At 72.1% G+C, this 21,341-nt stretch carries 18 protein-coding genes; 7 read left to right on the top strand and 11 right to left on the bottom strand.

The features are described 5' to 3' along the window. Positions 1-89: 89 nt before the first annotated feature. The 3 genes from AB0435_RS29720 to AB0435_RS29730 form a co-directional block, all read right to left on the bottom strand. On the bottom strand, positions 90-1,310 hold the full coding sequence (locus AB0435_RS29720) for a transposase (protein WP_366428374.1): 1,221 nt from the start codon (positions 1,308-1,310) through the stop codon (positions 90-92). A 321-nt stretch (positions 1,311-1,631) separates the two neighbouring features. Continuing rightward, the gene (locus AB0435_RS29725; protein WP_366003671.1) at positions 1,632-2,321 is read right to left on the bottom strand and encodes a DUF998 domain-containing protein; all 690 of its coding nucleotides are present in this window, start codon (positions 2,319-2,321) and stop codon (positions 1,632-1,634) included. Positions 2,322-2,406: 85 nt separating this feature from the next. Next, the gene (locus tag AB0435_RS29730) at positions 2,407-3,312 is read right to left on the bottom strand and encodes a DUF6777 domain-containing protein (protein WP_366428382.1); all 906 of its coding nucleotides are present in this window, start codon (positions 3,310-3,312) and stop codon (positions 2,407-2,409) included. A 476-nt stretch (positions 3,313-3,788) separates the two neighbouring features. Between AB0435_RS29730 and AB0435_RS29735 the strand changes: the two genes are divergently transcribed. Continuing rightward, positions 3,789-5,060, top strand: coding sequence for a streptophobe family protein (locus AB0435_RS29735; protein WP_366428375.1), 1,272 nt, complete (start codon positions 3,789-3,791; stop codon positions 5,058-5,060). Between the two features lie 12 nt (positions 5,061-5,072). On the opposite strand, the gene AB0435_RS29740 is transcribed toward AB0435_RS29735, so the two are convergent. The 3 genes from AB0435_RS29740 to AB0435_RS29750 are packed head-to-tail and all read right to left on the bottom strand — an operon-like array spanning position 5,073 to position 8,976. Beyond that, positions 5,073-6,077, bottom strand: a complete 1,005-nt coding sequence (locus AB0435_RS29740; RefSeq protein ID WP_366003673.1) for a serine/threonine-protein kinase — start codon at positions 6,075-6,077, stop codon at positions 5,073-5,075. After that, on the bottom strand, positions 6,074-6,637 hold the full coding sequence (locus AB0435_RS29745) for a hypothetical protein (protein WP_366003674.1): 564 nt from the start codon (positions 6,635-6,637) through the stop codon (positions 6,074-6,076). Before AB0435_RS29745 ends, AB0435_RS29740 begins: the two co-directional genes overlap by 4 nt. A gap of 17 nt (positions 6,638-6,654) precedes the next feature. Then, positions 6,655-8,976, bottom strand: coding sequence for an FHA domain-containing protein (locus AB0435_RS29750; RefSeq protein ID WP_366003675.1), 2,322 nt, complete (start codon positions 8,974-8,976; stop codon positions 6,655-6,657). A gap of 71 nt (positions 8,977-9,047) precedes the next feature. On the opposite strand from AB0435_RS29750, the gene AB0435_RS29755 reads away from it, so the two are divergent. After that, a complete protein-coding gene (locus tag AB0435_RS29755; protein WP_366003676.1) occupies positions 9,048-9,461 on the top strand; it encodes a gamma-glutamylcyclotransferase family protein in 414 nt (137 codons plus the stop codon). Positions 9,462-9,848: 387 nt separating this feature from the next. Further along, entirely contained in the window at positions 9,849-11,609 is a 1,761-nt protein-coding gene (locus AB0435_RS29760; protein WP_366428383.1) for a M4 family metallopeptidase, read from the top strand. A gap of 140 nt (positions 11,610-11,749) precedes the next feature. Here AB0435_RS29760 and AB0435_RS29765 read toward each other — a convergent pair whose 3' ends face one another. Further along, positions 11,750-11,992: a hypothetical protein gene (locus AB0435_RS29765; protein WP_366003677.1), complete on the bottom strand. Its 243-nt coding sequence runs from the start codon at positions 11,990-11,992 to the stop codon at positions 11,750-11,752. 125 nt (positions 11,993-12,117) lie between these two features. Continuing rightward, a complete protein-coding gene (locus AB0435_RS29770; protein WP_366003678.1) occupies positions 12,118-12,987 on the bottom strand; it encodes a helix-turn-helix transcriptional regulator in 870 nt (289 codons plus the stop codon). A gap of 119 nt (positions 12,988-13,106) precedes the next feature. Here AB0435_RS29770 and AB0435_RS29775 point away from each other — a divergent pair, with 119 nt between their 5' ends. Continuing rightward, entirely contained in the window at positions 13,107-14,159 is a 1,053-nt protein-coding gene (locus AB0435_RS29775; protein ID WP_366003679.1) for an NAD(P)-dependent alcohol dehydrogenase, read from the top strand. A 183-nt stretch (positions 14,160-14,342) separates the two neighbouring features. After that, positions 14,343-15,122: a VOC family protein gene (locus tag AB0435_RS29780; protein WP_366428376.1), complete on the top strand. Its 780-nt coding sequence runs from the start codon at positions 14,343-14,345 to the stop codon at positions 15,120-15,122. A 57-nt stretch (positions 15,123-15,179) separates the two neighbouring features. Here the strand turns inward: AB0435_RS29780 and AB0435_RS29785 are convergent, their stop codons facing one another. Both AB0435_RS29785 and AB0435_RS29790 read right to left on the bottom strand, forming a co-directional pair. Further along, positions 15,180-15,809: a 50S ribosomal protein L25/general stress protein Ctc gene (locus tag AB0435_RS29785; RefSeq protein ID WP_366003682.1), complete on the bottom strand. Its 630-nt coding sequence runs from the start codon at positions 15,807-15,809 to the stop codon at positions 15,180-15,182. Between the two features lie 247 nt (positions 15,810-16,056). Beyond that, on the bottom strand, positions 16,057-16,419 hold the full coding sequence (locus tag AB0435_RS29790; protein WP_366428377.1) for a hypothetical protein: 363 nt from the start codon (positions 16,417-16,419) through the stop codon (positions 16,057-16,059). A 184-nt stretch (positions 16,420-16,603) separates the two neighbouring features. Here AB0435_RS29790 and AB0435_RS29795 point away from each other — a divergent pair, with 184 nt between their 5' ends. Continuing rightward, positions 16,604-18,760: a hypothetical protein gene (locus AB0435_RS29795; RefSeq protein ID WP_366428378.1), complete on the top strand. Its 2,157-nt coding sequence runs from the start codon at positions 16,604-16,606 to the stop codon at positions 18,758-18,760. A 3-nt stretch (positions 18,761-18,763) separates the two neighbouring features. On the opposite strand, the gene AB0435_RS29800 is transcribed toward AB0435_RS29795, so the two are convergent. Further along, complete coding sequence (locus AB0435_RS29800; RefSeq protein WP_366003685.1) at positions 18,764-19,813, bottom strand: hypothetical protein; 1,050 nt, start codon at positions 19,811-19,813, stop codon at positions 18,764-18,766. Between the two features lie 272 nt (positions 19,814-20,085). Between AB0435_RS29800 and AB0435_RS29805 the strand changes: the two genes are divergently transcribed. Continuing rightward, positions 20,086-21,315 (top strand): cytochrome P450, encoded by a 1,230-nt coding sequence (locus tag AB0435_RS29805; RefSeq protein ID WP_366003686.1) that lies wholly within the window; start codon positions 20,086-20,088, stop codon positions 21,313-21,315. The last annotated feature ends 26 nt before the right edge of the window (positions 21,316-21,341 follow it).

Consider the following 21,341-nt stretch of genomic DNA (forward strand, 5'->3'; position numbering starts at 1 on the left):
ACTCGACCGGCACACCGCCGATCACCCAGAAGAATCCTCCGCCGCCCCAGCCGCATGATCAACCCCCGAAGGATTTACGACGCAGACCACTAAGCAGCGTCGCAGAGGACCAGCCCGGCCCTGTGCAGGACGTTCAGCGCGCCTACCGTGTCGGCGTTCTCAACGAACCCGCACTTGACGCACTCGAACTTCGCTTGGGTGACACGGTTCTCCTTCGCGACGTGCCCGCAGCCTCCGGCGGCAATCGGGCAGGTGCGGGAGGTATTGCGGGCGTCCACCGGGATCACACGGCGCGCGGCACTCTCAGCCTTCTGCGCCAGGATTCCCAGGAACAGCCCCCAACCCGCGTCGAGGATGTTCTTGTTCAGTCCGGCCTTCGCGGCGGCACCGTTCGGGAGGAACGCGCCATCCTTGCCGGGGTCGGGCTTGGGTGCGGGCGCCTTGGTCATGCCCGCTGTGTTCAGCTTCTCGTGCCCGATCACGTCATGTTCGCGGACCAGGGCAAGGGCCTGCTTGTGGTGGTGGTCGAGACGCTGACGCCGGATCTTGGCATGCAGTTTGGCGACCTTCCGAGCAGCGGCGCGGTGTTTCCTCGTACGGCGCCGGGTGCGCTTGGGGAAGGTGTCCAGGTGCCGCTGCGCGGCGGCCAGCCCGGCAGCCATCTTGTCGAGGAACCTGGGGTTCTCGACGTGGACGCCACCCGAGCCGGTGAAGAAGTGCACCGTGCCCACGTCGATGCCCACGATGCTGCCCGTGACCGGAAGCGGTTCGGCGGGAACGTCGTCACAGGCGAGGATGACGTACCAGCGGCGGCCTTCCCGCTTGACGCTGATCGTCTTGACCCGGCCGCGTACGGGCCGGTGCTGGTGCACCCGTACATGCCCGACACCTTGGAGACGAACCCGGGTCCGGGAGTCGTGCGGGGTGGAGTCCCAGCGGCAGCCGTCACCGTCCTTGGGGAAGGTCACGGTGTCGAAGTGCCCGAGACCCTTGAAGCGTGGGTATCCAGGCGTATCGCCGGACTTCACACGGCGGAAGAACGCAGCGAACGCCTTGTCCAACCGGCGCAAGGTGGCCTGCTGCGACGAGAACGACCAGCGCCCCTGCCGCTCCGGGTCGAACGCCCGGATGTCCTTGAGCTGCGCGGACTGGTCCCCGTACTTGATGCTGGTCTTCGAGACGTGCCGGTAGGCGTCGCGGCGTTCCTGCAGCGCGCCGTTGTAGAGCGAGCAGTGATCCCGCAGCATCTCACCGAGCGCGGCCGTCTGCCCCACGGTGGGCCGCATCAGGAACTTGTACGCACGAATCACCCGACCCACCTCCTTCCACCGCCAACCCGCCTGAACAATACTACAGTTGGTAATGTCACCATGCTGGGATCCAAACTCCGATGTAAGGCGCGGCCGTCACGTCATCCATCACCTCCATGCGCACTTGGCCTTCACCACCAAGTACCAGCGGAACGCCTCCACGACGAGATGCTGACGCGCCGCAAAGAGATCATGCGGAGGCACATCACTCCAAGCAGTGAAGGGCTACATCGAAAGCCAAAAGCGCCCCGCCTAAACGGAACAGCATTGCCGAAATACCTCCCAAGGTGCCTGCTGCCGACGGGTCCCCGGAGGCCCCCGTCACCGGCGGCGCGGTGGCACTGCGAGCAGCACCAGCCACACCCCCACCAGCAGCAGGTGCGCCCGCTGCGGCACCCCGTGCCACCCCGGCCTCCCGAACAGCGGGCCCACCGTCGCCAGGGCCGTCACCAGCGCGCTTCCGAGCACCCACGGCGCCCACCGGCGGACCAGCGGCCACCGGCCCCCGGCCGCCCGTGAAGCGACGATGAACAGCGTCATGGAAGCGAACAGCGCGGCGTGCGCGAGGGCGCTCGTGCCCGTGTGCCACGGATTCACCGCCTCGCAGGCCCTGTTGACGGACGGCGCGCAGCGCATCGGCAGGAGCACGTCGGCCACGGACGACACGGCGAAGGCGACGAGCGCCCAGCGGCCGCCGGTGGCCCACCGGTCCGCCGGGACCGGGCCACCTCGCGGCAGTACGCACGGGGCCGCCCCCACCGCGATGAGCAGGGCCGTGACGATCTCGATCCCGCCGAAGAGCACGTGGAGCCGCTGGTCGGCGGCGAAGAGCTCACTGACGTAGGAGTGCCGGGCGTCCAGCCCTGTGGGCAGGACGAACTCCAGGACCCACGCGTTGTAGAGGACCGCGGCCGTGCACAGCGGCCACCCGGAACGCACCGCGCGCACCGCCCCCGGCACCGCCCTCGCGTACGCGGGGGCGACGACGGCGGGCGCGGGCGGCCGGCTCATCGGCCCGGGTCGCGTTTCGCCCGCTCGGGCGCGTACGAACGGGACAGGCCCGAAGGCCCGGCCCCTCGCGCGGTCCGCCGGTCGGTCACGGCCGGGCCCCGGGCCGGGCTGCGGGGCCGTACGCAGGACCGGGTGCCTTCGGGGACGGGGACGGCGGCGGGGAGCTGTGGGACACCGACGGCGAGGGGGACGACTGCGACGGCGCGGGGCTGCTCGGCGCCGTGCTCGACGGTGCCGGGCCCGGTGACGTCCCGGTGCTGGGGCGCGAGGTGGGGCTGTCGCTGTCGCCCCTCGTGCCCACCGGGCGCTCGAACCACTGGCCGGTCCGCGGGTCGTAGACGACCATGACGTCCATGGCCGCGCCGGCCGGGACGACGGCGATCGCCTCGCCGGGGCGGTAGGCGCGCCACGCCTTCCCCTTGGGTTCGGGGGTGCCCTTGGTGGCGACGGGCGGGCCGAGCGGGTTGCCGCAGGCGCAGCGCACGCGCGGCATGCCCCGGTCGTCGACGAGCACGGCCGTGCCCGCCTGGAGCACGGCCTGGTAGGCCGTGGCCGAGCCGCTCCTGTAACCGTGGTTGGTGACCCGGGTGTCGGCGCGCAGTTGCAGGGGAGTGAGGCCGCGCAGATATTCGGGGACGTCACCGGGCTCGATCCCGGCGGCGCTCGCGAAGGCGCGGGCCTTCGTCTGGTCCTCGGTCAGATAGCCGGTCTGACGGTCGACGTCGCAGCTCGACACGTTCTGGGTGCCGCCGTAGAGGCCGGGTGCCGAGCCCTGGACGGTACGGGTCCCGGAGGCGCCCGTGGCGGCGGGGGCGGTGGGCGCGGCGGTCGCCTGGCCGCCGGTGTCCTTCGCCGTCGACGCGGTGAAGGGGTCGCTGCCCTCGGCCGAGGCCGACTGGAGGAAGACCTCCCCGGAGCCGCCGTTGTCCGAACGGAGGAAGAAGACGGCCAGCGCCGCGGCCGCGACGAGCGCACCCGCGAGAAGCGCCATCTTGGGCACGGACCGCCACCAGGGACCTCCCCCGCCGGGCCCTTCGCCCGGGAAGCCGTGGCCACCGGTCGGCGGGGCGGGCGGAGTGGGCGGACCAACCGGTCCTGACGGGCCCTCGGGCGCGGCCGGGGCATCCGACGGCCAGTCGGGCCGAGTGGGCTCCGGAGTGGACGCCCCGGAGCCGGACCCCTGCCCGGCGAGGGGGCCGGACGGTGGACCGGTGGGACGCTTCTCTGACGGTGGTTCGGACGACACGGGGCCCTTCTCCTACGGTGGAGGCGATGTCCGGTTGTCTGTTTTGTTCTCTTTCGCCGCTGTTCATTGTGTGACGCAAACCGGCGCGCCCCGCAAATGGAAGGCCGGGCCCCGAAGCACGCGCCCAACAGGTGGCGCGGCACCCGCGGGCTTAGGTTGAACTGCGGGCCGCCCGGCCGGGCCGCACACCGACCACCGTCGACGACGTTTCCGGAGGCAGCGTGAGCCAGCCACCGAGGGCCGCCGCCCCGGGTACCGCGCACCATCCCTTGCGCGCCTGGTGGGACGCGTTCGCGGCGGTGGCCGCGGGAGTCGCCGCGATGGCCGCCGTCGCGGCGCTCGGCCTGTGGGCGGCCGGGGCCGACGGGCTGCCCGGCGGCGCCTTCCCCTCCGTCCTCGCGGCCACCTTGGTCACCGCCGTCGGGGGCTCGGTGGAGCTGTCGGGCGGCGCCGGCTTCTTCGGCCGTACGGGCGCGAGCCTGGACGTCGTCCCCCTCTCGGTGACCCTGGCCGGTGCCCTGGCCGTCGCCGTGGTCTTCCTGCTGCCGCTGCGTCACCGGGCGGTGGCGAGCGGCGGCGAGCTGCTGGGCCGGATCGCCCGTACGGCCCTGCTGTGGCTGCTCGCCCTGGTGCTGATCACGCTCGCCGCCCGGCACACCTTCCGTATCGACCTGGGCGATTCGCTGATCGGCGACATCGGTGCGGCCCTGGGGGCGACGCCGGTCGTCGGCTTCCGCGCGGCGATGGGGCCCACGCTCGGCCTCGGGCTGCTGTGGCTGCTGGTGCTGCTGGCCCTGGCCGTCGCGGTGTCCCGCAAGACCCCGCTGCCGTCGCGGCTGCTGCGCTTCCAGGACGCCGTACGGCCCGCCGCGTTCGCGATGCTGGTGGTCCTGCTGGCGTATGTGGTGGTGGGGCTCGTCGTCGGCGTGGTCGTCCTGTGCACCCGGGGCCACACGGCCGAGACGGTCGCCGTCCTGCTGCTGGGACTGCCCAACCTCGCCTGGCTCGGCTTCGGTGTGGGCCTCGGCGGCACCTGGGACGGGCGGGTCCCGGACGCCATCGGACTGCCGTTCCCCAAGGCGCTGGCCGCGGTGCTGCGCGTGAAGCACGGCACCGCCGCCGTGAACGTCTCCTCGCTCGCCGAACAGGACGGGCGCGCCTGGCTGCTGGTGGCCCTGGCCGCGTTCGCGCTGCTCGCGGCGGGGTTCGTCACGGCCGTACGGTCCCCGGCGGGGACCCCGCCCTGGCGGCACGGCGTCCGGCTGGCGGTGGCGCTGGCCGTGACGCTGCTCGTCGTCGGGGCGCTCACCTGGGTCTCGGCGCGGTTCGGGCTGTCGCTGCTCGGCGTCGGTGACCTGGGTGGTTTCGGCGGCGAGGTCACGCTGCGGCCGAGGCTGTGGACGCTGCTGGGGCTCGGGCTGCTGTGGGGGGCGATCGCGGGCACGCTGGGCGGTGTCCTCGCGTGGCGGGTGCACCGCCGCGGCGAGCTCTGAACCGACGGCCCGTCACAGGCCCCTTTCCGGGAAGACCGGCGCCGCCCAGCGCGGTGGCGCCGGCGGCGGGAAGCCGGCGGGACGGTACGGGTCCACCCGGGTCGCGGCGTGCTCCACCGGCCGGTGCGCCGGCCCGCCCGCCGCGCGGCGCAGTTCGGTCACGAACCGCAGACAGCTCTCGAACCGCTCGTCAGGGGACTTCGCCAGGGCGCCGGCGAGCACCTCGTCCACCCCGGGCGGCAGGCCGGGGAGCCGGTCGGAGAGCCGGGGCGGCGGATCGTACTGGTGCGCCCACAGCAGCGCGATGTCGTCGTCCCGCCGGAAGGGCGGGGTGCCCGAGAGCATCTCGAAGACCACGCAGCCCAGGCTGTAGACGTCGCAGCGCCCGTCCACCGGCTTCCCGGAGATCTGCTCGGGCGCCACGTAGTCCAAAGTGCCGACGAACTGGCCCACCCGGGTGTAGCCGGTCAGCGACAGCGACTTCTTCGTCAGCCCGAAGTCGGTGAGGTACACGTGCTCGGGGTGGTCGCTGTCGGTGCCCTCCGCCACCAGGATGTTGCCGGGCTTGACGTCGCGGTGCACCAGGTCGTGGGCGTGGGCGGCGTCGAGGGCGGAGGCGACCTGGGCGGCGATCCGGCAGGCGGTGGCGAGCGGCAGCGGCCCGTCGCGGTCGAGGAGCGCGCGGAGGTCCTGCCCGGCGACGTACCGCATGGCGATGTAGAGCAGCCCGTCGGCCTCACCGGCCTCGAAGACCGGCACGATGTGCGGGTGGTCGATGGCGGCGGCCACCCTCGACTCGTGGCCGAAGCGCTGCCGGAAGGTGTCGTTGCGGGCGAGTTCCGGGGCGAGCAGCTTCAGGGCGACGATCCGGCCGAGCCTCAGGTCACGCGCGCGGTAGACGACCGCCATGCCACCGCGGCCGATCTCGCTCTCCACCTCGTACGTGGCGATGCGCCGCCCGATCAGCTCGGAGGGCCGCTCGACGGGGTCGCCCGGCAGCGCGCGGTCCGGGCTCATCCGCCGTCACCCGGCCCGACGATCCGGGTGGCGTCGGCGTCGCCGCCCGCCGGTGCCGCCCGGTCCGGTGGCGCGAGGGCCGTCATGGCGGTGCCGTCGCAGTAGCACCAGTGGTCCTCCTCCGGGTCGTAGAGCCAGACGGCCTCCCCGTCGACGACCACCCCGATCCGCAGCCCCTCGGTGTCCCGCCGGAAGGTCTCCCCGTCGGTGCGCCCGGCGGCCAGGTCGGCTACCGCCCGGCGGTAGCGGCCCAGGGTCTCCTCGACCCGGGCGAGCAGCCGCCGGGCGTCGGCCGTGCGGGTGAGCGGCCCACCGGCGGCGGGCGGCCCCTGGGGCAGCGGGACGAGCGGGCGGGAGTCGACCCAGGCGGTCCAGCCGTTGGAGCAGAGCACCCGCCCCCAGTCGCCCCGGCGGTCCAGGAGCCGCACGGGCAGCAGCGGATCCAGCGGCTCCGTGCGCACGGCCGCGTCCGGGGCCGCCCAGGCGGGCAGCCCGTCCGGGGGCACGACGTGGGTGGGGCGGAAGCCCGCGGCGGTGCCGGGTCCGGCGGCTGGGTTCATGAGGCGGCTCCCACCTGCTACTTCCGCATGACGGCGGGCTCGTGGCGGCGCAGCAGCCGGGCGACGAGGAGGCCGCAGACGGCCGACAGCACCACCATCATCCCCATGTCGAGCAGCCAGGTACCGGTGGAGTGGCGGAAGAGCGGGTCGGCGGTGATGCCGCCGGGCACGAGGTGCGGGAGGTCGACCGTGCCGGCCATCGCGCCCAGGGCCCAGCGCGCGGGCACCAGCCACGCGAGCTGCTCCAGGCCCGGCACGCCGTGCAGTTCGAGCAGCGCGCCGCAGAAGACGACCTGGACGATCGCGAGGAGCACCAGCAGCGGCATGGTGACCTCTTCCTTGCGGACGAGTGCCGACACCAGCAGGCCGAGCATCATGGCGGTGAACGACAGCAGCGCGACGGCCAGGGTGATCTCGACGAGCGGTGGCAGGAGGACGCCCCTGCCGCGCGGGGCGGAGGTCTCGACGCCGAAGAGTCCGACGAAGGTGAGGACGACCGCCTGGCAGACGGTGATCAGTCCCAGGACCACGACCTTCGACATCAGATACGCGGATCTGGACAGCCCGACGGCGCGCTCCCGTTGGTAGATGGCCCGTTCCTTGACGAGCTCGCGCACGGCGTTGGCGGCGCCGGTGAGCACTCCGCCGACGCACAGGATGAGCAGGGCGTTCATCGCGGAGTCGGGGGTCAGCCTGCTGCCCGCGAGGGCCCTGGTCATCGCGCCCATCACGAACGGCAGCGCGATCATGATGGCGAGGAAGGTGCGGTCGGCGGTCAGCGCGGCCGCGTAGCGGCGCACCAGCGTGCGCAGTTGGGCGCCCCAGCTCTGTGCCTTGAGCGGCGCGGGGGCGGGGGCGCGGTCGGGGGCGCCGGGCAGGTGGGGCTGTTCGGAGGCGGCGCTGACGTACCGGTGGTACTGCGGGGAGGCCCGGTACTCCCCCGCCCAGTCGCGCCCGGTGTCGTTCTCGAACGCCTCGAACGCCTCGGGCCACTGGGAGAAGCCGAAGAAGGGCAGGGTCTCGCCGGGAGGTCCGTAGAACGCGGTCCGCCCGCCGGGCGCGAGGACCAGCAGCCGGTCGCACAGGTCGAGGCTGAGCACGCTGTGGGTGACGACGATGACCGTGCGGCCGTCGTCGGCCAGGTCGCGCAGCATGGTCATCACCGAGCGGTCCATGCCGGGGTCGAGGCCGGAGGTGGGTTCGTCGAGGAAGAGCAGGGACGGTTTCGTGAGGAGTTCCAGGGCGACGCTCACGCGCTTGCGCTGGCCGCCGGAGAGGCTGTGGACGGGCTGGTCGACGCGCCGGCTGAGGCCGAGTTCGCCGATCACCTCGTCGACGCGCGCCCGGCGTTCGGCCTTCGCGGTGTCGCCGGGGAAGCGCAGCTCCGCGGCGTAGCCGAGGGCGCGGCGCACGCTCAGCTGGCCGTGCAGGATGTCCTCCTGCGGTACGAGCCCGATGCGCGCCCGGAGTTCGGCGTAGTCGTGGTAGAGGTCGCGGCCGTCGTAGAGCACGGTGCCGCGGTCGGCGGGCCGCAGCCCGGTGAGGGCGTTGAGGAGGGTCGACTTGCCCGCGCCGCTCGGCCCGACGACGGCGAGCAGGCACTTGGCGCGCACCGGGAACGAGACGTCGTCCAGCAGCGTCCTGCGCCCCTTGTCCACGTGGACGGACAGGTCCTGGACGTCGAGCGAGACCTCGCCGGTGTCGACGTACTCCTGGAGTTCGTCTCCGACGAGGCAGAACGCGGAGTGGCCGATGCCGACGATGTCGCCGGGGTGCACGGCAGCACGCTGCACGGGGCGTCCGTCGAGGTAGGTGCCGTTGTGGCTGCCGAGGTCCACGATCTCGTAACCGCCGTCCGGGGTGGCGCGGAACTCGGCGTGGCGCCGGGAGACGACCAGGTCGTCGACGGTCAGGTCGTTGTCGGCGCCCCGGCCGATGCGGACGGTGCGGGACGGGAGGGGACGCACGGAGGTGGGTGCGCGGAACGTCCCGGTGGCACCGGGCACGGACACGGGCGCCTCGCTCCGCCTGAGCACGGCGGCCGGGCCGTCTGAGGGGTTGCCGAAGCGGATGACGGCGCCCGCGTCCACGTCCAGGATCCGGACGCGGTGGCCCTCGGCGTAGGTGCCGTTGGTGCTGCCGGTGTCCTCGACCGTCCAGTGGTCCTCGACGGGCCGGAGCACCGCGTGGTGCCATGACACCCGCGCGTCGTCGAGCACGATGTCACTCGAGGGATCGCGCCCCACGTGGTAGACCCGGCTCGGACTCATCGTCCGCGAGCCGCTGTCGGACTCGATGACGAGTTCGGGGGCGGAGGGCGCGACCGGCCGCTCTCCCATACGGGTAGTTTACGGCGGGCCCGGTGCCCCCGCCTTCCGGCGGCGGCCGCGGACGGAGGGAGCCCGAAGTGGTGCACGGCGGACCACTGCCCGTCTTCGTATACGGAACGCTGCGTCCCGGCCGGAGGAACCACACGGTGTTCCTGCTCGGCCGCACGGTGGCGGAGGAACCGGCGCGGCTGCGCGGCGCGGTCCTCTTCGAGGGGCCGGGATATCCCTACGCGGTGGCGGACCCGGAAGGCGAGGTCGTCGGCGAGGTGCTGTGGCTGCCGGCCGACCGCCACGACGCGCTGCTGGCGTCCCTCGACGCGCTGGAGGGCTACGAACCCGGCGGCTCGGCCAACCACTACGTCCGAGTCGTCCGCCCGGTCCAACTGCTCGGCGGCGACACGGTGCGGGCCTGGACGTACCTGGCGGAGGAGGGGCTGGCCGCCCGGCTGCGCCGACGGGGGCGCCGCGTCGAGGGCGGCAACTGGCAGGCATGAGGCGCTCCTTCACCGAGCACCCCTGCTGTCTCACATAGTGAGCACTTCGCCCGTCGTGACAACCCCCGCCCACGACCCGCCGTCTTCACCCGCGAGTGGACACCAAGTCGCCGCACGCTCACCTTGCGTTGACGCTTTGTTAAGACTTGATCAACTCACCGGACATCACGACTTTTCCTCTTTTCGTGGGCATGCCAATGCAGGCAGAGTCCTCCGCGGGACCACAGGTTCCCGCGGTGCGCCAGTGACAGCACCGCGTGTATGCAGGCGGCCGGGCACGTCCCGAACCGCCCTCACCGCAAAGGGCGCTGAACAGTGCGTACATCCCCCACATCCCACAGACGAGTGCTCACCGCCACCGCCGTCGCGGTCGTGGCCGCGGCCACCATGGCGGGCACCGCCGCAGCGACGCCCAGCGGCCAGGACCAGGCCCGTGCGACAGCGCGGGCCTCCGCCGTCACGGCGGCCACGGCCGCCGCCAAGGCCGAGATCGTCAAGGCGGCCCGCACCGCCGCTGTCGCCCACTCCTCCGCGACCGGTGTCGGCAAGGCGGAGACCCTGAACGTCAAGGACACCCTCATCGACCCCGAGGGCAAGCGGCACGTCCGCTTCACCCGGGTCTACCGCGGTGTGCCCGTGGTCGGCGGTGACCTCGTCGTCCACCTCGACGCCAAGAACAAGTACCTCAGCACGACCCGGGCGATACACCACGAGATATCCCTGCCCACCGTCGCCCCCAAGCTGACGGCCTCCCAGGCCGCCGCCAAGGCCGCGTCCTCGGCCGACGGCAAGGCGGGCAGGACCGAGCTGGTCGTCGACGCGACGGCGGGCACGTCGGTCCTCGCCTACCGGGTCACCGTCACCGACAGCCACACCCCCGAGACCGGCGGGATCCACTCGGTCGTCGTCGACGCCGCCTCCGGCAAGGTGCTCAGCAGCACCCCGCTCACCGACGGCTTCATATCCCCCCAGCTGAAGTCCAAGCTGCGCAGCACGGGAGCCAAGGCCACCCCGCAGACCGGCTCGAAGGCCACCGCGCCCGCGAAGGGCGGCAAGGCCCAGGGCAGCTTCCCCGCCCCGGCGACCGGTTCCGGCTCCTCCCTCTTCGTCGGCAAGGTGCCGCTGACGACCACGCAGACCGCCGAGAACACCTTCACGCTCAAGGACCCCAGCCGCGGCGGCGCCGAGACCCGGGACGCGGGCGGCAAGGAGATCGGGTCCTTCAAGGACGGCAAGCCCTTCATCCACACCGGCAACAGCTGGGGCAACGGCACGTCCTCGGACCCGACCACCGCCGCGGTGGACGCGCAGTACGGCATCACCAGCACGCTCGACTTCTACAAGAGCACCTTCGGCCGCAACGGCATCAAGGACGACGGCAACGGCCCGAACGCGGTCGTGCACTTCGGCGACAAGGTGGGCAACGCCTTCTGGTCCCCCGACTGCTCGTGCATGCTCTACGGCGACGGTGATGGAGAAACGTTCAAGCAGGCGCTGGTCGCCCTGGACGTCACCGGTCACGAGCTCACCCACGGCGTGGTCGAGGCGACGGCCGACTTCCAGCCGACGCGGGTGGACGAGCGGCAGAACCAGTTCGGCGAGGCGGGCTCGCTCAACGAGTCGTTCGCCGACATCTTCGGCACGGCCGTCGAGTTCAAGACCAACAACCCGGCCAACCCCCCGAACTACCTGATCGGCGAGAAGCTCGGCCTGGACCAGAAGTTCCTGCGCCGCCTCGACGACCCGTCCCAGGACAAGCTCGAGGGCACCGTCGACTACTGGGACTCCGGCTCCTACGACCGTGAGGTCCACGCGGGCTCGGGCGTCTCCTCGCACGCCTTCTACCTGCTGGCCGAGGGCAGCGGCAAGAAGAGCATCAACGGCGTGGACTACGACTCCCCCACCCACGACGGCTCGACCGTGACCGGCATCGGCCGGGACAAGGCGGAGCAGATCTTCTACCGCGCGCTGACCCGGTACATGGTCTCGACCACGGACTTCCACGAGGCCCGCACCGCCACGCTCCAGGCCGCCGCGGACATCTACGGCGCCGACAGCACCGAGTACAAGACGGTCGACAAGGCGTGGTCCGCGGTGAACGTCACCGAGGCCAACAAGCCGAAGGAGAAGCCGGCCGCCAAGCGCTGACGCGCGCCGGTGAAGCACCGTGCCTCCGGGACGCCTCATCGGCGGCGTCCCGGAGGCACAGGCCCATCCGGCTACGCTCTCCTGCCGGGGCTTTCCGATGACCGGAAAAGCCCCGGCAGGGGGGCACGCGAATTCGGCCCTCAATGACGGCCCAGGCGCAGCGACGCTTCGCTGTCAGGCACCAACTTCCCCTCTTCGATATGGCTCGCGAGGGCTTCGCCCACGCCCTTGATCTTGTGAATGCCGTTGTTGACCGGCAGTCGCTTCGACGCGTCACCCAGCTTGGCCAGCCGGGACACGGGGTCGTCGGCGTGGGCGTGGGCGACGGGTGCGGCGGCCAGCACCGAGGCGGCGAGTACGAGAACCACGGAAGTGCGCTTCATGCCCTGGTAAACGGGCATTCCCGCGGCAGGTCACTGTTTCCGCGACGGCCGGAATTCATCAGCCCATCGCATCAATTCCGCACGGCGGCACGACCGGAGGGAATTCCACGCCCCTTTCCCGCCCGTCACGCCGTGGGGCGAGGCATGTCCGTACGGGACTCGGCCGCGCCCAGCGACCAACTGGCCAGCAGGCGCAGCGACTCCGCGGAGGCGGATCCCGGCTCGGCGTGATAGGTGACCAATTGCTGGCCCGCGTCCGCCGGGAGCACCAGCGTCTCGTACGCGAGCGTCAGCGGGCCCACGACGGGGTGGTGCAGCCGCTTCACCCCGAAGCCCTTGTCCTGCACGTCGTGCGTGGCCCACAGCTCCCTGAACTCCTGGCTCTTGACCGAGAGTTCGCCGACGAGCGCGGCGAGCAGCGGGTCGTCGGGGTAGCGCCCGGCGTCGAGCCGGAGGAAGGCGACGATGTCTGCGGCCTTGCGCTCCCACTCCACGTAGAGCTCGCGGGAGGCCGGGTCGAGGAAGATCTGCCAGGCCATGTTGCGCTGGTGGGCGGGGGCCGCCGCGTAGTCGCCGAGGAGGGCGCAGGCCATCCGGTTCCAGGCGATGACGTCCAGCCGCCGGCCGACGACGTAGGCGGGGACGTCCATGCTGTCGATCAGCTGCTGCACCGCCGGGCGGACGCGCTGCGTGCGCACCTGGGGTTTGCCCGTCCGGGAGGGCCGGACCAGGTGGTTGAGGTGATCCCGCTCGGCCCGGCTCAGGCTCAGCGCGTCCGCTATGGCGTCGAGCACCGAGCTGGACACGTTCTGTCCGCGGCCCTGTTCGAGGCGTGTGTAGTACGCGACGCTGACACCGGCGAGCTGGGCGAGCTCCTCGCGGCGCAGTCCGGGCACGCGCCGCCGGCCGCCGTGCGGCGTCAGGCCCACGTCCTCGGGGCTCAGCCGGGCTCGGCGGGAACGGAGGAACTCGCTCAGTTCGGTGCGCTGGTCCATGGCTTCCAGTATGCGGGGCGGCCGCGCGGGCCAGGGTGGTACTGCCAGTGGTAGGCACGGCGAACGTAGGCTGAGCGGAGGCCTGGCTAGCACTTCCCGGCGGGCGCATGCTCGTGACCATGAACCACACCACTGTCCCCGCTTACGCCGCGCCCGCGCCGAAGGCCCCGCTGGAGCGCACCACCATCGCGCGCCGCGAGCCGGGCGAGCACGACGTCCTCATCGAGATCAAGTACGCGGGCATCTGCCACTCCGACATCCACACGGCGCGCGCCGAGTGGGGCGAGGGCACCTTCCCGGTCGTCCCCGGCCACGAGATCGCCGGTGTGGTGTCCGCGGTCGGTTCGGGTGTCACGAAGTACGCCGTCGGCGACCGCGTGGGCGTCGGCTGTTTCGTCGACTCCTGCCGCGAGTGCGACAACTGCAAGGCCGGTCTCCAGCAGTACTGCACGGGTGCGTCCGGCATGGTCGGCACCTACGGGGCGACGGGCCGTGACGGCGAGATCACGTACGGCGGCTACTCCACGCGGATCGTCGTCGACGAGAACTACGTCCTGCGCATCCCTGACAGCATCCCGCTGGACACCGCGGCGCCGCTGCTGTGCGCCGGGGTCACGCTCTACTCCCCGCTCGCCCACTGGCAGGCCGGGCCCGGCAAGAAGGTCGCCATCGTGGGGCTCGGCGGCCTCGGGCACATGGGCGTGAAGATCGCGCACGCGATGGGCGCGGAGGTCACCGTGCTCAGCCAGTCCCTGCGCAAGAAGGACGACGGCGAGCGGCTGGGCGCGGACCACTTCCACGCCACGTCCGACCCGGCGACCTTCGAGGCGCTGGCGGGCACCTTCGACCTGATCGTGAACACGGTCTCCGCCGACCTCGACCTCGGCGCCTACCTCTCCCTGCTGAAGACCGACGGCACGCTGGTGCAGGTGGGTGCCCCGGAGAAGCCGCTGCCGGTGGCCGCCTTCGCCCTGATCACCGGCCGCCGGTCCCTCGCCGGCTCGATGATCGGCGGCATCCCGGAGACCCAGGAGATGCTGGACTTCTGCGGTGAGCACCAGCTCGGTGCCGACATCGAGGTGATCAGCGCCGACCGCGTCAACGAGGCGTACGAGCGGGTTCTCGCCAGTGACGTCCGGTACCGCTTCGTGATCGACACCGCGACGATCTGAGGCGCGTCCCCGGTGGCCCCCCGGCCGCCCTCGCGCGACTCCGCGCGCCGGGGGCGCGGTGCGGCCGGGCACCGGGCGATTGTCAGTGACCGGTGCCAGACTGAAGGGCGGCCGGGGGACGAGCGTTCTCCGCGTCCGCGGCGAGCGGGCCCCGGCGACGATCCGTCGAAGGAGCACATCACCATGCTCACCACTGACTTCGTGACCGGCTCGCCCAACTGGCTCGACCTCGGCAGCCCGGACACCGCGGCCTCCGCCGCCTTCTACGGCGCGGTCTTCGGCTGGGACCTCCAGTCGGCGGGGCCGGATGCCGGGGGGTACGGCTTCTTCCAGAAGGACGGCAGGACGGTCGCGGGCCTCGGGCCGCTCACCGAGGAGGGCGCGTCCCCGGCCTGGACCGTGTATTTCCGGACTCCCGACGCGGACGCCGCCGTGAAGGCCGTCGAGCAGAGCGGCGGCAGGGTGCGCGTCGCGCCGTTCGACGTGATGGACGCGGGGCGGATGGCGTGTCTCAGCGACCCGTCCGGTGCCGAGTTCTCCCTGTGGCAGCCCGCCGCGGTCAAGGGCCTGGAGGCCGCCTCCGAGAGCAACACCCTGTGCTGGGCCGAGCTGCACACCGCCGACCCCACGGCCGCCTTCTCCTTCTACCGCTCGCTGTTCGGATGGCGGAGCCAGGAGATGGAGGCCGGAGGGATGGCGTACACGGTGCTCTCCACGGCGGAGGGCGACCAGCAGGACGCGTCCTTCGGCGGCCTCGTGGCCGCGGACGAGGACAGCGAGACGCGCTGGATCCCGTATTTCGCCGCCGATGACGTCGACGCGATCGTCAGTAGCGCCCAGGAGAACGGCGGCTCGGTCCTGATGCCCGCGGCGGATGTGCCGGACGTGGGCCGCATCGCCTGGCTCGCCGATCCCTCCGGGGCGCCGTTCGCCGTCATCAAGCCCAACCCGCCCGCGGCCTGAGCCCGCGCGGGCGGTGTGCGGTCCCCGTGACGGGGGCCGCACACCGCACCGGGAGGGTCAGCTCTCCTCGGACTCCGCCTCGGCCTCGGCCTGCGGCGCGGCGGCGCCCTCCTCGGCTTCCTCCTCCTCTTCCTCGGCAGGCTCCTCGGCCTGCGCCGCGACCACCTGGAGGACGGCCTCCTCCTCGTCGATGGCCAGGGAGGTGCCGCGCGGCAGCGGAATGTCCTTGGCGCGGATGGTGTGCCCGGCCTCCATCCCCTCGATGGACACGGTGAACCCCTGGGGGATGTGGGTGGCCTCGGCCTCCACCGGCAGGGCGTTGAGGATGTGTTCGAGCAGGTTGCCGCCGGGGGCGAGCTCGCCCTCGGTGTGCACCGGCACCTCGACGGTGACCTTCTCGCCCTTCTTCACGGTGAGGAGGTCGACGTGGACGAGGAAGCCGCGGACGGCCTCGCGCTGCACGGCCTTGGGGATGACCAGTTCGCTCTTGCCTTTGATGTCCAGCCTGATCAGTACGTTCGGGGTCTTGAGCGCCATCATCAGCGCGTGGCCCTCGATCGCCACGTGCTTGGGGTCGGCACCATGGCCGTAGATGACGGCCGGGACCTTGTTGTCGCGGCGGACGCGGCGGGCGTAGCCCTTGCCGAACTCGGTACGGGGCTCGGCGGTCAGCTTTACCTCGGCCATGGCTGCACTCCTCGTGTGAGACTTTCGGTACCGGTCGAGTGGCCGTCACCCGGGCCACGACAGACCTCGTACGAGGGGTGCGCCGATGACGGATCGCCGCACCCCATGAGTACGGCCTCCCTCGCCGAGCAACTCCGGGAGCTTATCCGGCGCGTGTGCCCCCGGTCGGCCGCGCTACGCCGTACGGCCCACCGATCACCTCGATCGTGCGGTTCTCCGGCGCGGGTGTGCCGGTCCCCTTGTCCGCTCAGCCGGCGGACGGGGCGGTTTTCGCCCGGGTCGCGTTCGGGGCGCGCCGGTGGGAGCGGGCGTTCAGCGGCCGGAGGACGCGCGCGTCCGGAATGGACCCGGTGCAGGCGGCGCAGAGTTCGAGGAGGTGCCATGTCCGGCCGCCGCGCGTATGGGTGATGACGTGGTGGGCCGGAGCGTCACCGCAGCCGCAGGCCGTCCCCGGATCCGTTTCGTGACCGTGCGCGGCCAGGTGTCCGGCCGCCGCCGTGCGCGCGGCGGACGCGGAAGGGAGCGGGACCGCGTCCGGCCGGCAGCCCGGCTGCGAGCAGCTCAGGGCCATGGGTCCCGGTGCCGGATACCGCTCGGAAACAATGGTCACGGTCCACAGCTTCACCACAACTCGCTCCTGAGTTCGGGGATTCGGTCCCCCCAGGGTGCGGTGTGACTCGGCGCGGCGACATCCTCTGTCCGCTCGTATACGGATTCGCCCGCCGGGCCGGGGCGGATCCGGCAGACTTTGCGGGCACCGTGCAGACGCCGTCGCGCAGACGAGGGGAAGTCACATGAGCGGAATGCGAAGATTCAGCCGCAGAGGTGTGTTACGGGCGGGCCTGGGAGCCGGTGCCACGGCGCTGGCGGCACAGCTGACACCCCGGCTCCCCGGCCCGTTGGGCGTGTACGAGAATCCCGCCTGGGCGGCGTCCGCGGCCCGGCAGGGGGCTGCCGGGGCCTTCCCGGAGTGGAGCCGCTTCGCGCGGCTGGCGGACGGCACCTTCGACGAGGACGCCGACCCCACCCTCGACATGAAGCCCGTGATCGCGGCGCTGAAGGCGCAGAACGTCAACGCCATCGAGCTCGACACCATCATGTCGAACTGGATCACCGAGGCGGACTTCACCCAGCACCTCGGGAAGATCAAGAGCTTTGTGGAGCTGGCGCACGCCTCCGGGATCCGGGTGGTCATGTACTACCCCTCGCTGGAGGTCATCAGCATCGGCGGGGAGAACGGGCCGTCGTTCTACAAGGACGGCGACGGCAAGTCCTGGGTGCAGCGCGGCCTCGACGGCAAGCCCAATGTCTTCTACGGCAGCCTGGTGGTCTGGGTCGACCCGGGCGACGAGAGCTGCTGGGTGAGCCCCAACTCCCCCTGGCGGGACTTCTACCTGAGCCGCGTCAAGGCGCTCGCGGGGACGGGTCTGGACGCGGTGTGGCCGGACGTCCCGATCTACTTCGACGGTGCGATGAGCTGGTGCGACGCCTCGACCTGGGCGGCGGACGCCTTCCGCGCCGACACCGGTCTCGCGCTGCCCACCAAGCCCGACTTCGGCAGTCTGCCGTTCCGTCGCTATGTCGAGTGGCGGCACCGCAACCTGCTCCAGTGGCAGCTCGACATCGCCGCCGCCGGGCGGTCCGTCAACCCGGATCTGGTGACGTTCGTCGAGACGGTGAGCATGGACTACCAGTACGGCACGATGGTCGGCCTCGACGGGGCCTACCTGCGGAAGGCTGAGGGCGTCAGCCATGTGTGGGAGGTGGACATCCTCGGCAACTACGACGGGATGCGCCACGCGACCGCCGCCGACTGGACGTGTCTGATCTCGATGTACAAATACGCCCGCGCCGCCAGCGGCACCAAGCCGGCCTGGGCGTTCTCCTACGGCTGGCAGGCGGACGACGCGTCGCTGGTGATGGCCGAACTGCTGGCCGCGGGCTGCAATCCGTACGAGGTGAAGAGCCCGTTCAAGAACGACACCACCGACAAGGCGATGCGCACCCGGATGTACGCCTTCGTGGCCGCCAACCAGGAGAAGCTCTACAACTCCGCCTCCGTGGCCGTCGTCGGCGTCTACCACTCGTCCGCCTCGCGGGACTTCGTCAGCCCCGCCGCCGGCACGGGGATGTATGTGAACACCCGCAAGCCGGCCGGGGTCAAGGAGTGGTGGGCCTCCGGCAGCGCGGAGGAGAGCTGCACCGATCAGCAGTGGCTGGGTGAGTTCCGCGGCACGGTGAAAGCGCTGGTGTTCGCGCACATCCCCTTCGACACGGTGCCCAGCCCGGGCCTGACAGCGGCCGATCTGGCGGGCCTGCGCGTGCTGATGCTGCCGAACCTCCAGGCCGTCTCGGACGCGGAGGCGGGTGTGCTGCGGGACTTCGTGGCGGGCGGCGGCACCGTGGTCATCACCGGTCCCGCACCCACGGCCCTCGACGAGCTGGGCACGGCCCGGAGCGAATACGCCCTCGCCGACGTGCTCGGCTTCCGCAAGGGGGATCCGCTGCCCACCACCCGGCAGAACCGTTTCGGCTCGGGCACCTGCTGGTACGTGCAGAAGCTCGTCGGCAAGAGCTATCTGGCCTCGACGGACCAGGCGAGCGCCGATCAGCTCCTCGGCCCGGTCACCGCCGCGGCGCCGCCGCAGGTGACGCTCTCCGGTGACCGCCGCATCCACCTGGAGGCCCGTCGGCTCGGTGCCGACACGATCGTGCAGCTGGTGAACTTCACCGGCTTCGGCGACAGCCCGGCGGCGTTCAGGACAGCGCCGACCACCTGCACGGTCTCGCTCACGCTCCCCGCGGGGCAGCGGGTGCTGGCGGCCACGGTGAGCTCGCCCGACGGCCCCTCCCCCGCGCCGCAGCCGGTCGACTGGCGGCTCGTCGGAACCACGGCGAACGTGACACTGACGGTGAGTCAGTATTCGCTGCTGACGCTCACCACCGGCTGACCCTCACTGTTCCGTCCGCCCAGGGGCGGGGATCCGCCACAGCGACGTGGGCCGGTCCTCGTCCCCCTCGCGGGCCTCGAAGGCGATCCAGCGCCCGTCCGGCGACCAGCTCGGCGCGCCGTCGTAGCCGTCGCCGTTCCTGGTCACCCGGGTGGGCCGGCCGCCGTCCGCGGGGATCACGAAGATCTGCGGCGTGTCGAGCCCGCCCGCGGTCGAGGAGAAGACCACGGACCGGCCGTCGGGTGACCAGCTGGGGTCGGTGTGTTCGCCGGGGCCGTCGGTGAGCCGGCGGAGCCCGGTGCCGTCGGCGTTCATCACGTAGAGCGCCCAGTCGTCGCTGTCCGCGGCGCGGCGCTGGAAGACCAGTCGGTCGCCCTTCGGCGACCAGTTGGGCTGGCGGTTGTCCGTGTGCGTGGCGGGGCCGTCCAGGAGCCGGGTGGGGTGGCTGCCGTCACGCCGGACCTTCCAGAGGGAGCCGAGCACGGACGGGTCGTCGTCGCCCTCCTTCCCTGCGCCCTCCTTCTGCGCCTCCTTCTCCACGATTTCCTGGAAGACGATCCAGGCGCCGTCGGGTGAGAAGCTGGGCTCCAAATAGCCGGTGTCACCGCGGTGTTCGGTCACGCGGATGGGCCGGTGGCCGCCCGGGGGCAGTACCCAGACCTCGTCCCGTCCCGCCCGGTCGGAGGTGAACGCGACCCCGGCGGAGGGGTGCCAGCTGGAACCGGGGAGGTTGACGGCGGCCCGGTCGCTCTCGTCGAGCAGCGTCCCGGGCCGGGCCGGGGCACCGCCCTCGATCGGGAGCACCCGGAGTGCGGCGGCGCCTTCGTTGTAACCGTCGTGGAAGAGGGTGAAGAGGACGGACCTGCCGTCGGGCGAGAACGCGGGGTTCTGGGCGCTGGCCCGCCCCTGCCCCCGGTAGAGCAGTTGGGCTCCGTCACTGCGGGCCGTACGGCTGTCCGACGGGGCGGGCGGGTGCGGCGCATCCCCGCCGGAGCCGCACGCGGTGAGCACGAGAGCGGCGAGGAACGCGACTGCTGCCAGACGTCTGCGCACCGCACCGACCCTAGCGGGCCCGCCGGCCCGGTGGGCGTGAATCGATGTTCCGGCGGGTGCACGGATGTACGATCCTCGCCGCATCCTCACCACCTCCGTCGCCATGTGTAATCACCTGGCGACCCTGGGTAGGCTCCCGGGCGTCGCGCCATCCCGCCGCCCCTCAACTCCCCTCCCACCCTGGGTCGTCCAGCGCAAGGAAAGAGCCACGCTCCCCGGCACCGAGAGCCTGCCAGCGGCCCCTGTCCACCCCCTGTCCGAGGAGGCTCGCTGTGACCACCGACCGGACCGCCGCCCCGCCCGGGATCTTCACCCCGGCCTTCTTCCAGGACGCGCACCCCGTCTTCGACACCCTGCGCGCCCGGGCCCCCGCCACGCTGGTGACCGGGGTGAGCGGCACCCGCCTGTGGCTCATCCCCCGCTACGAGGACGCCCGTCGGCTCCTCACCTCCCCCGCGGTCCGCAGGGACAACTGGAGGCGCCCCGACCTGCGGGAGCAGCACCTCGTCCGGCCGGAACGGCGGCGCGAGATGAGCACCCGGATCCGGGCCAATATGATCAACACCGATCCGCCGGAGCACCAGCGGCTGCGCCAGGGCACCCAGCAGGCGCTCAGCCGGGGCCGGATCGAGGCCCTGCGCCCGCGCATCGACCTCTTCGCGGACGAGACGCTCGGCGCGCTCGCCGCGACGGAGGGCTCGGGGCCCGTCGACTTCCGCGCCCGGGTCGCCTACCCCTTCACCGTGGCCGTGGTCTCCGAGCTCCTCGGCCTGCGCGAGGACGAACAGCCCGGCTTCCCGGCCTGGTTCGACACCCTCATGTGCCGGCGCGGCACCGAGAACGTACGGCAGAGCTCCCTGATCCTCGCCGACTTCAGCGCGCGGCTCGACCAGCGCAGGCGTGTGCACCCCGCCCGGGGGCTGCTGTCCACCCTGGGCTCCAGGCCGGAGAAGCGGCGGCCGCTGAGCCGCACCGAGCTCGCCTCGACCGCGTTCCTGCTGCTGATCGCGGGCATCGAGACGGCCAACGCGATCGCCAACGGGATGTTCGCGCTGCTGAGCCACCCCGAGCAGCTCGCGGCGCTGCGCGAGGACCGGTCGCTGCTGACCGGCGCGGTCGAGGAGTGCCTGCGGCACGACGGGCCGTTCCGCGCGGTCGGCCCGCGCTACACCGCCGAGCGCATGGACCTGGGCGAGGGCGTGTCCGTCCCCGCCGGGGAGTTCCTACTGATCGCCGTCTCGGCGGCCAACCGCGACCCGCGCCGCTTCCCCGATCCGCACCGTTTCGACATCACCCGCACCGATCATCAGCACCTGGCCATGGGGCACGGCGCGCACCGCTGCGTGGGCGCGCTCCTCGCGTACGCGGAGATGGAGATCCTCCTCGACAAGCTGCTGGACCGCTTCCCGCGGCTGCGGCTCGCCGTGCCGGGGCCGGAGATCCGCAGGCGGCCGAGCATGACCATGAACTGGCTCCAGGACCTGCCGGTTCTCCTGCGCTGACCGGGAGGCTCCCGGTCCCGCTCCTT

Origin of the sequence: Streptomyces sp. NPDC051173, assembly GCF_040689515.1 — a bacterium.
Classification (GTDB): Bacteria; Actinomycetota; Actinomycetes; order Streptomycetales; family Streptomycetaceae; genus Streptomyces.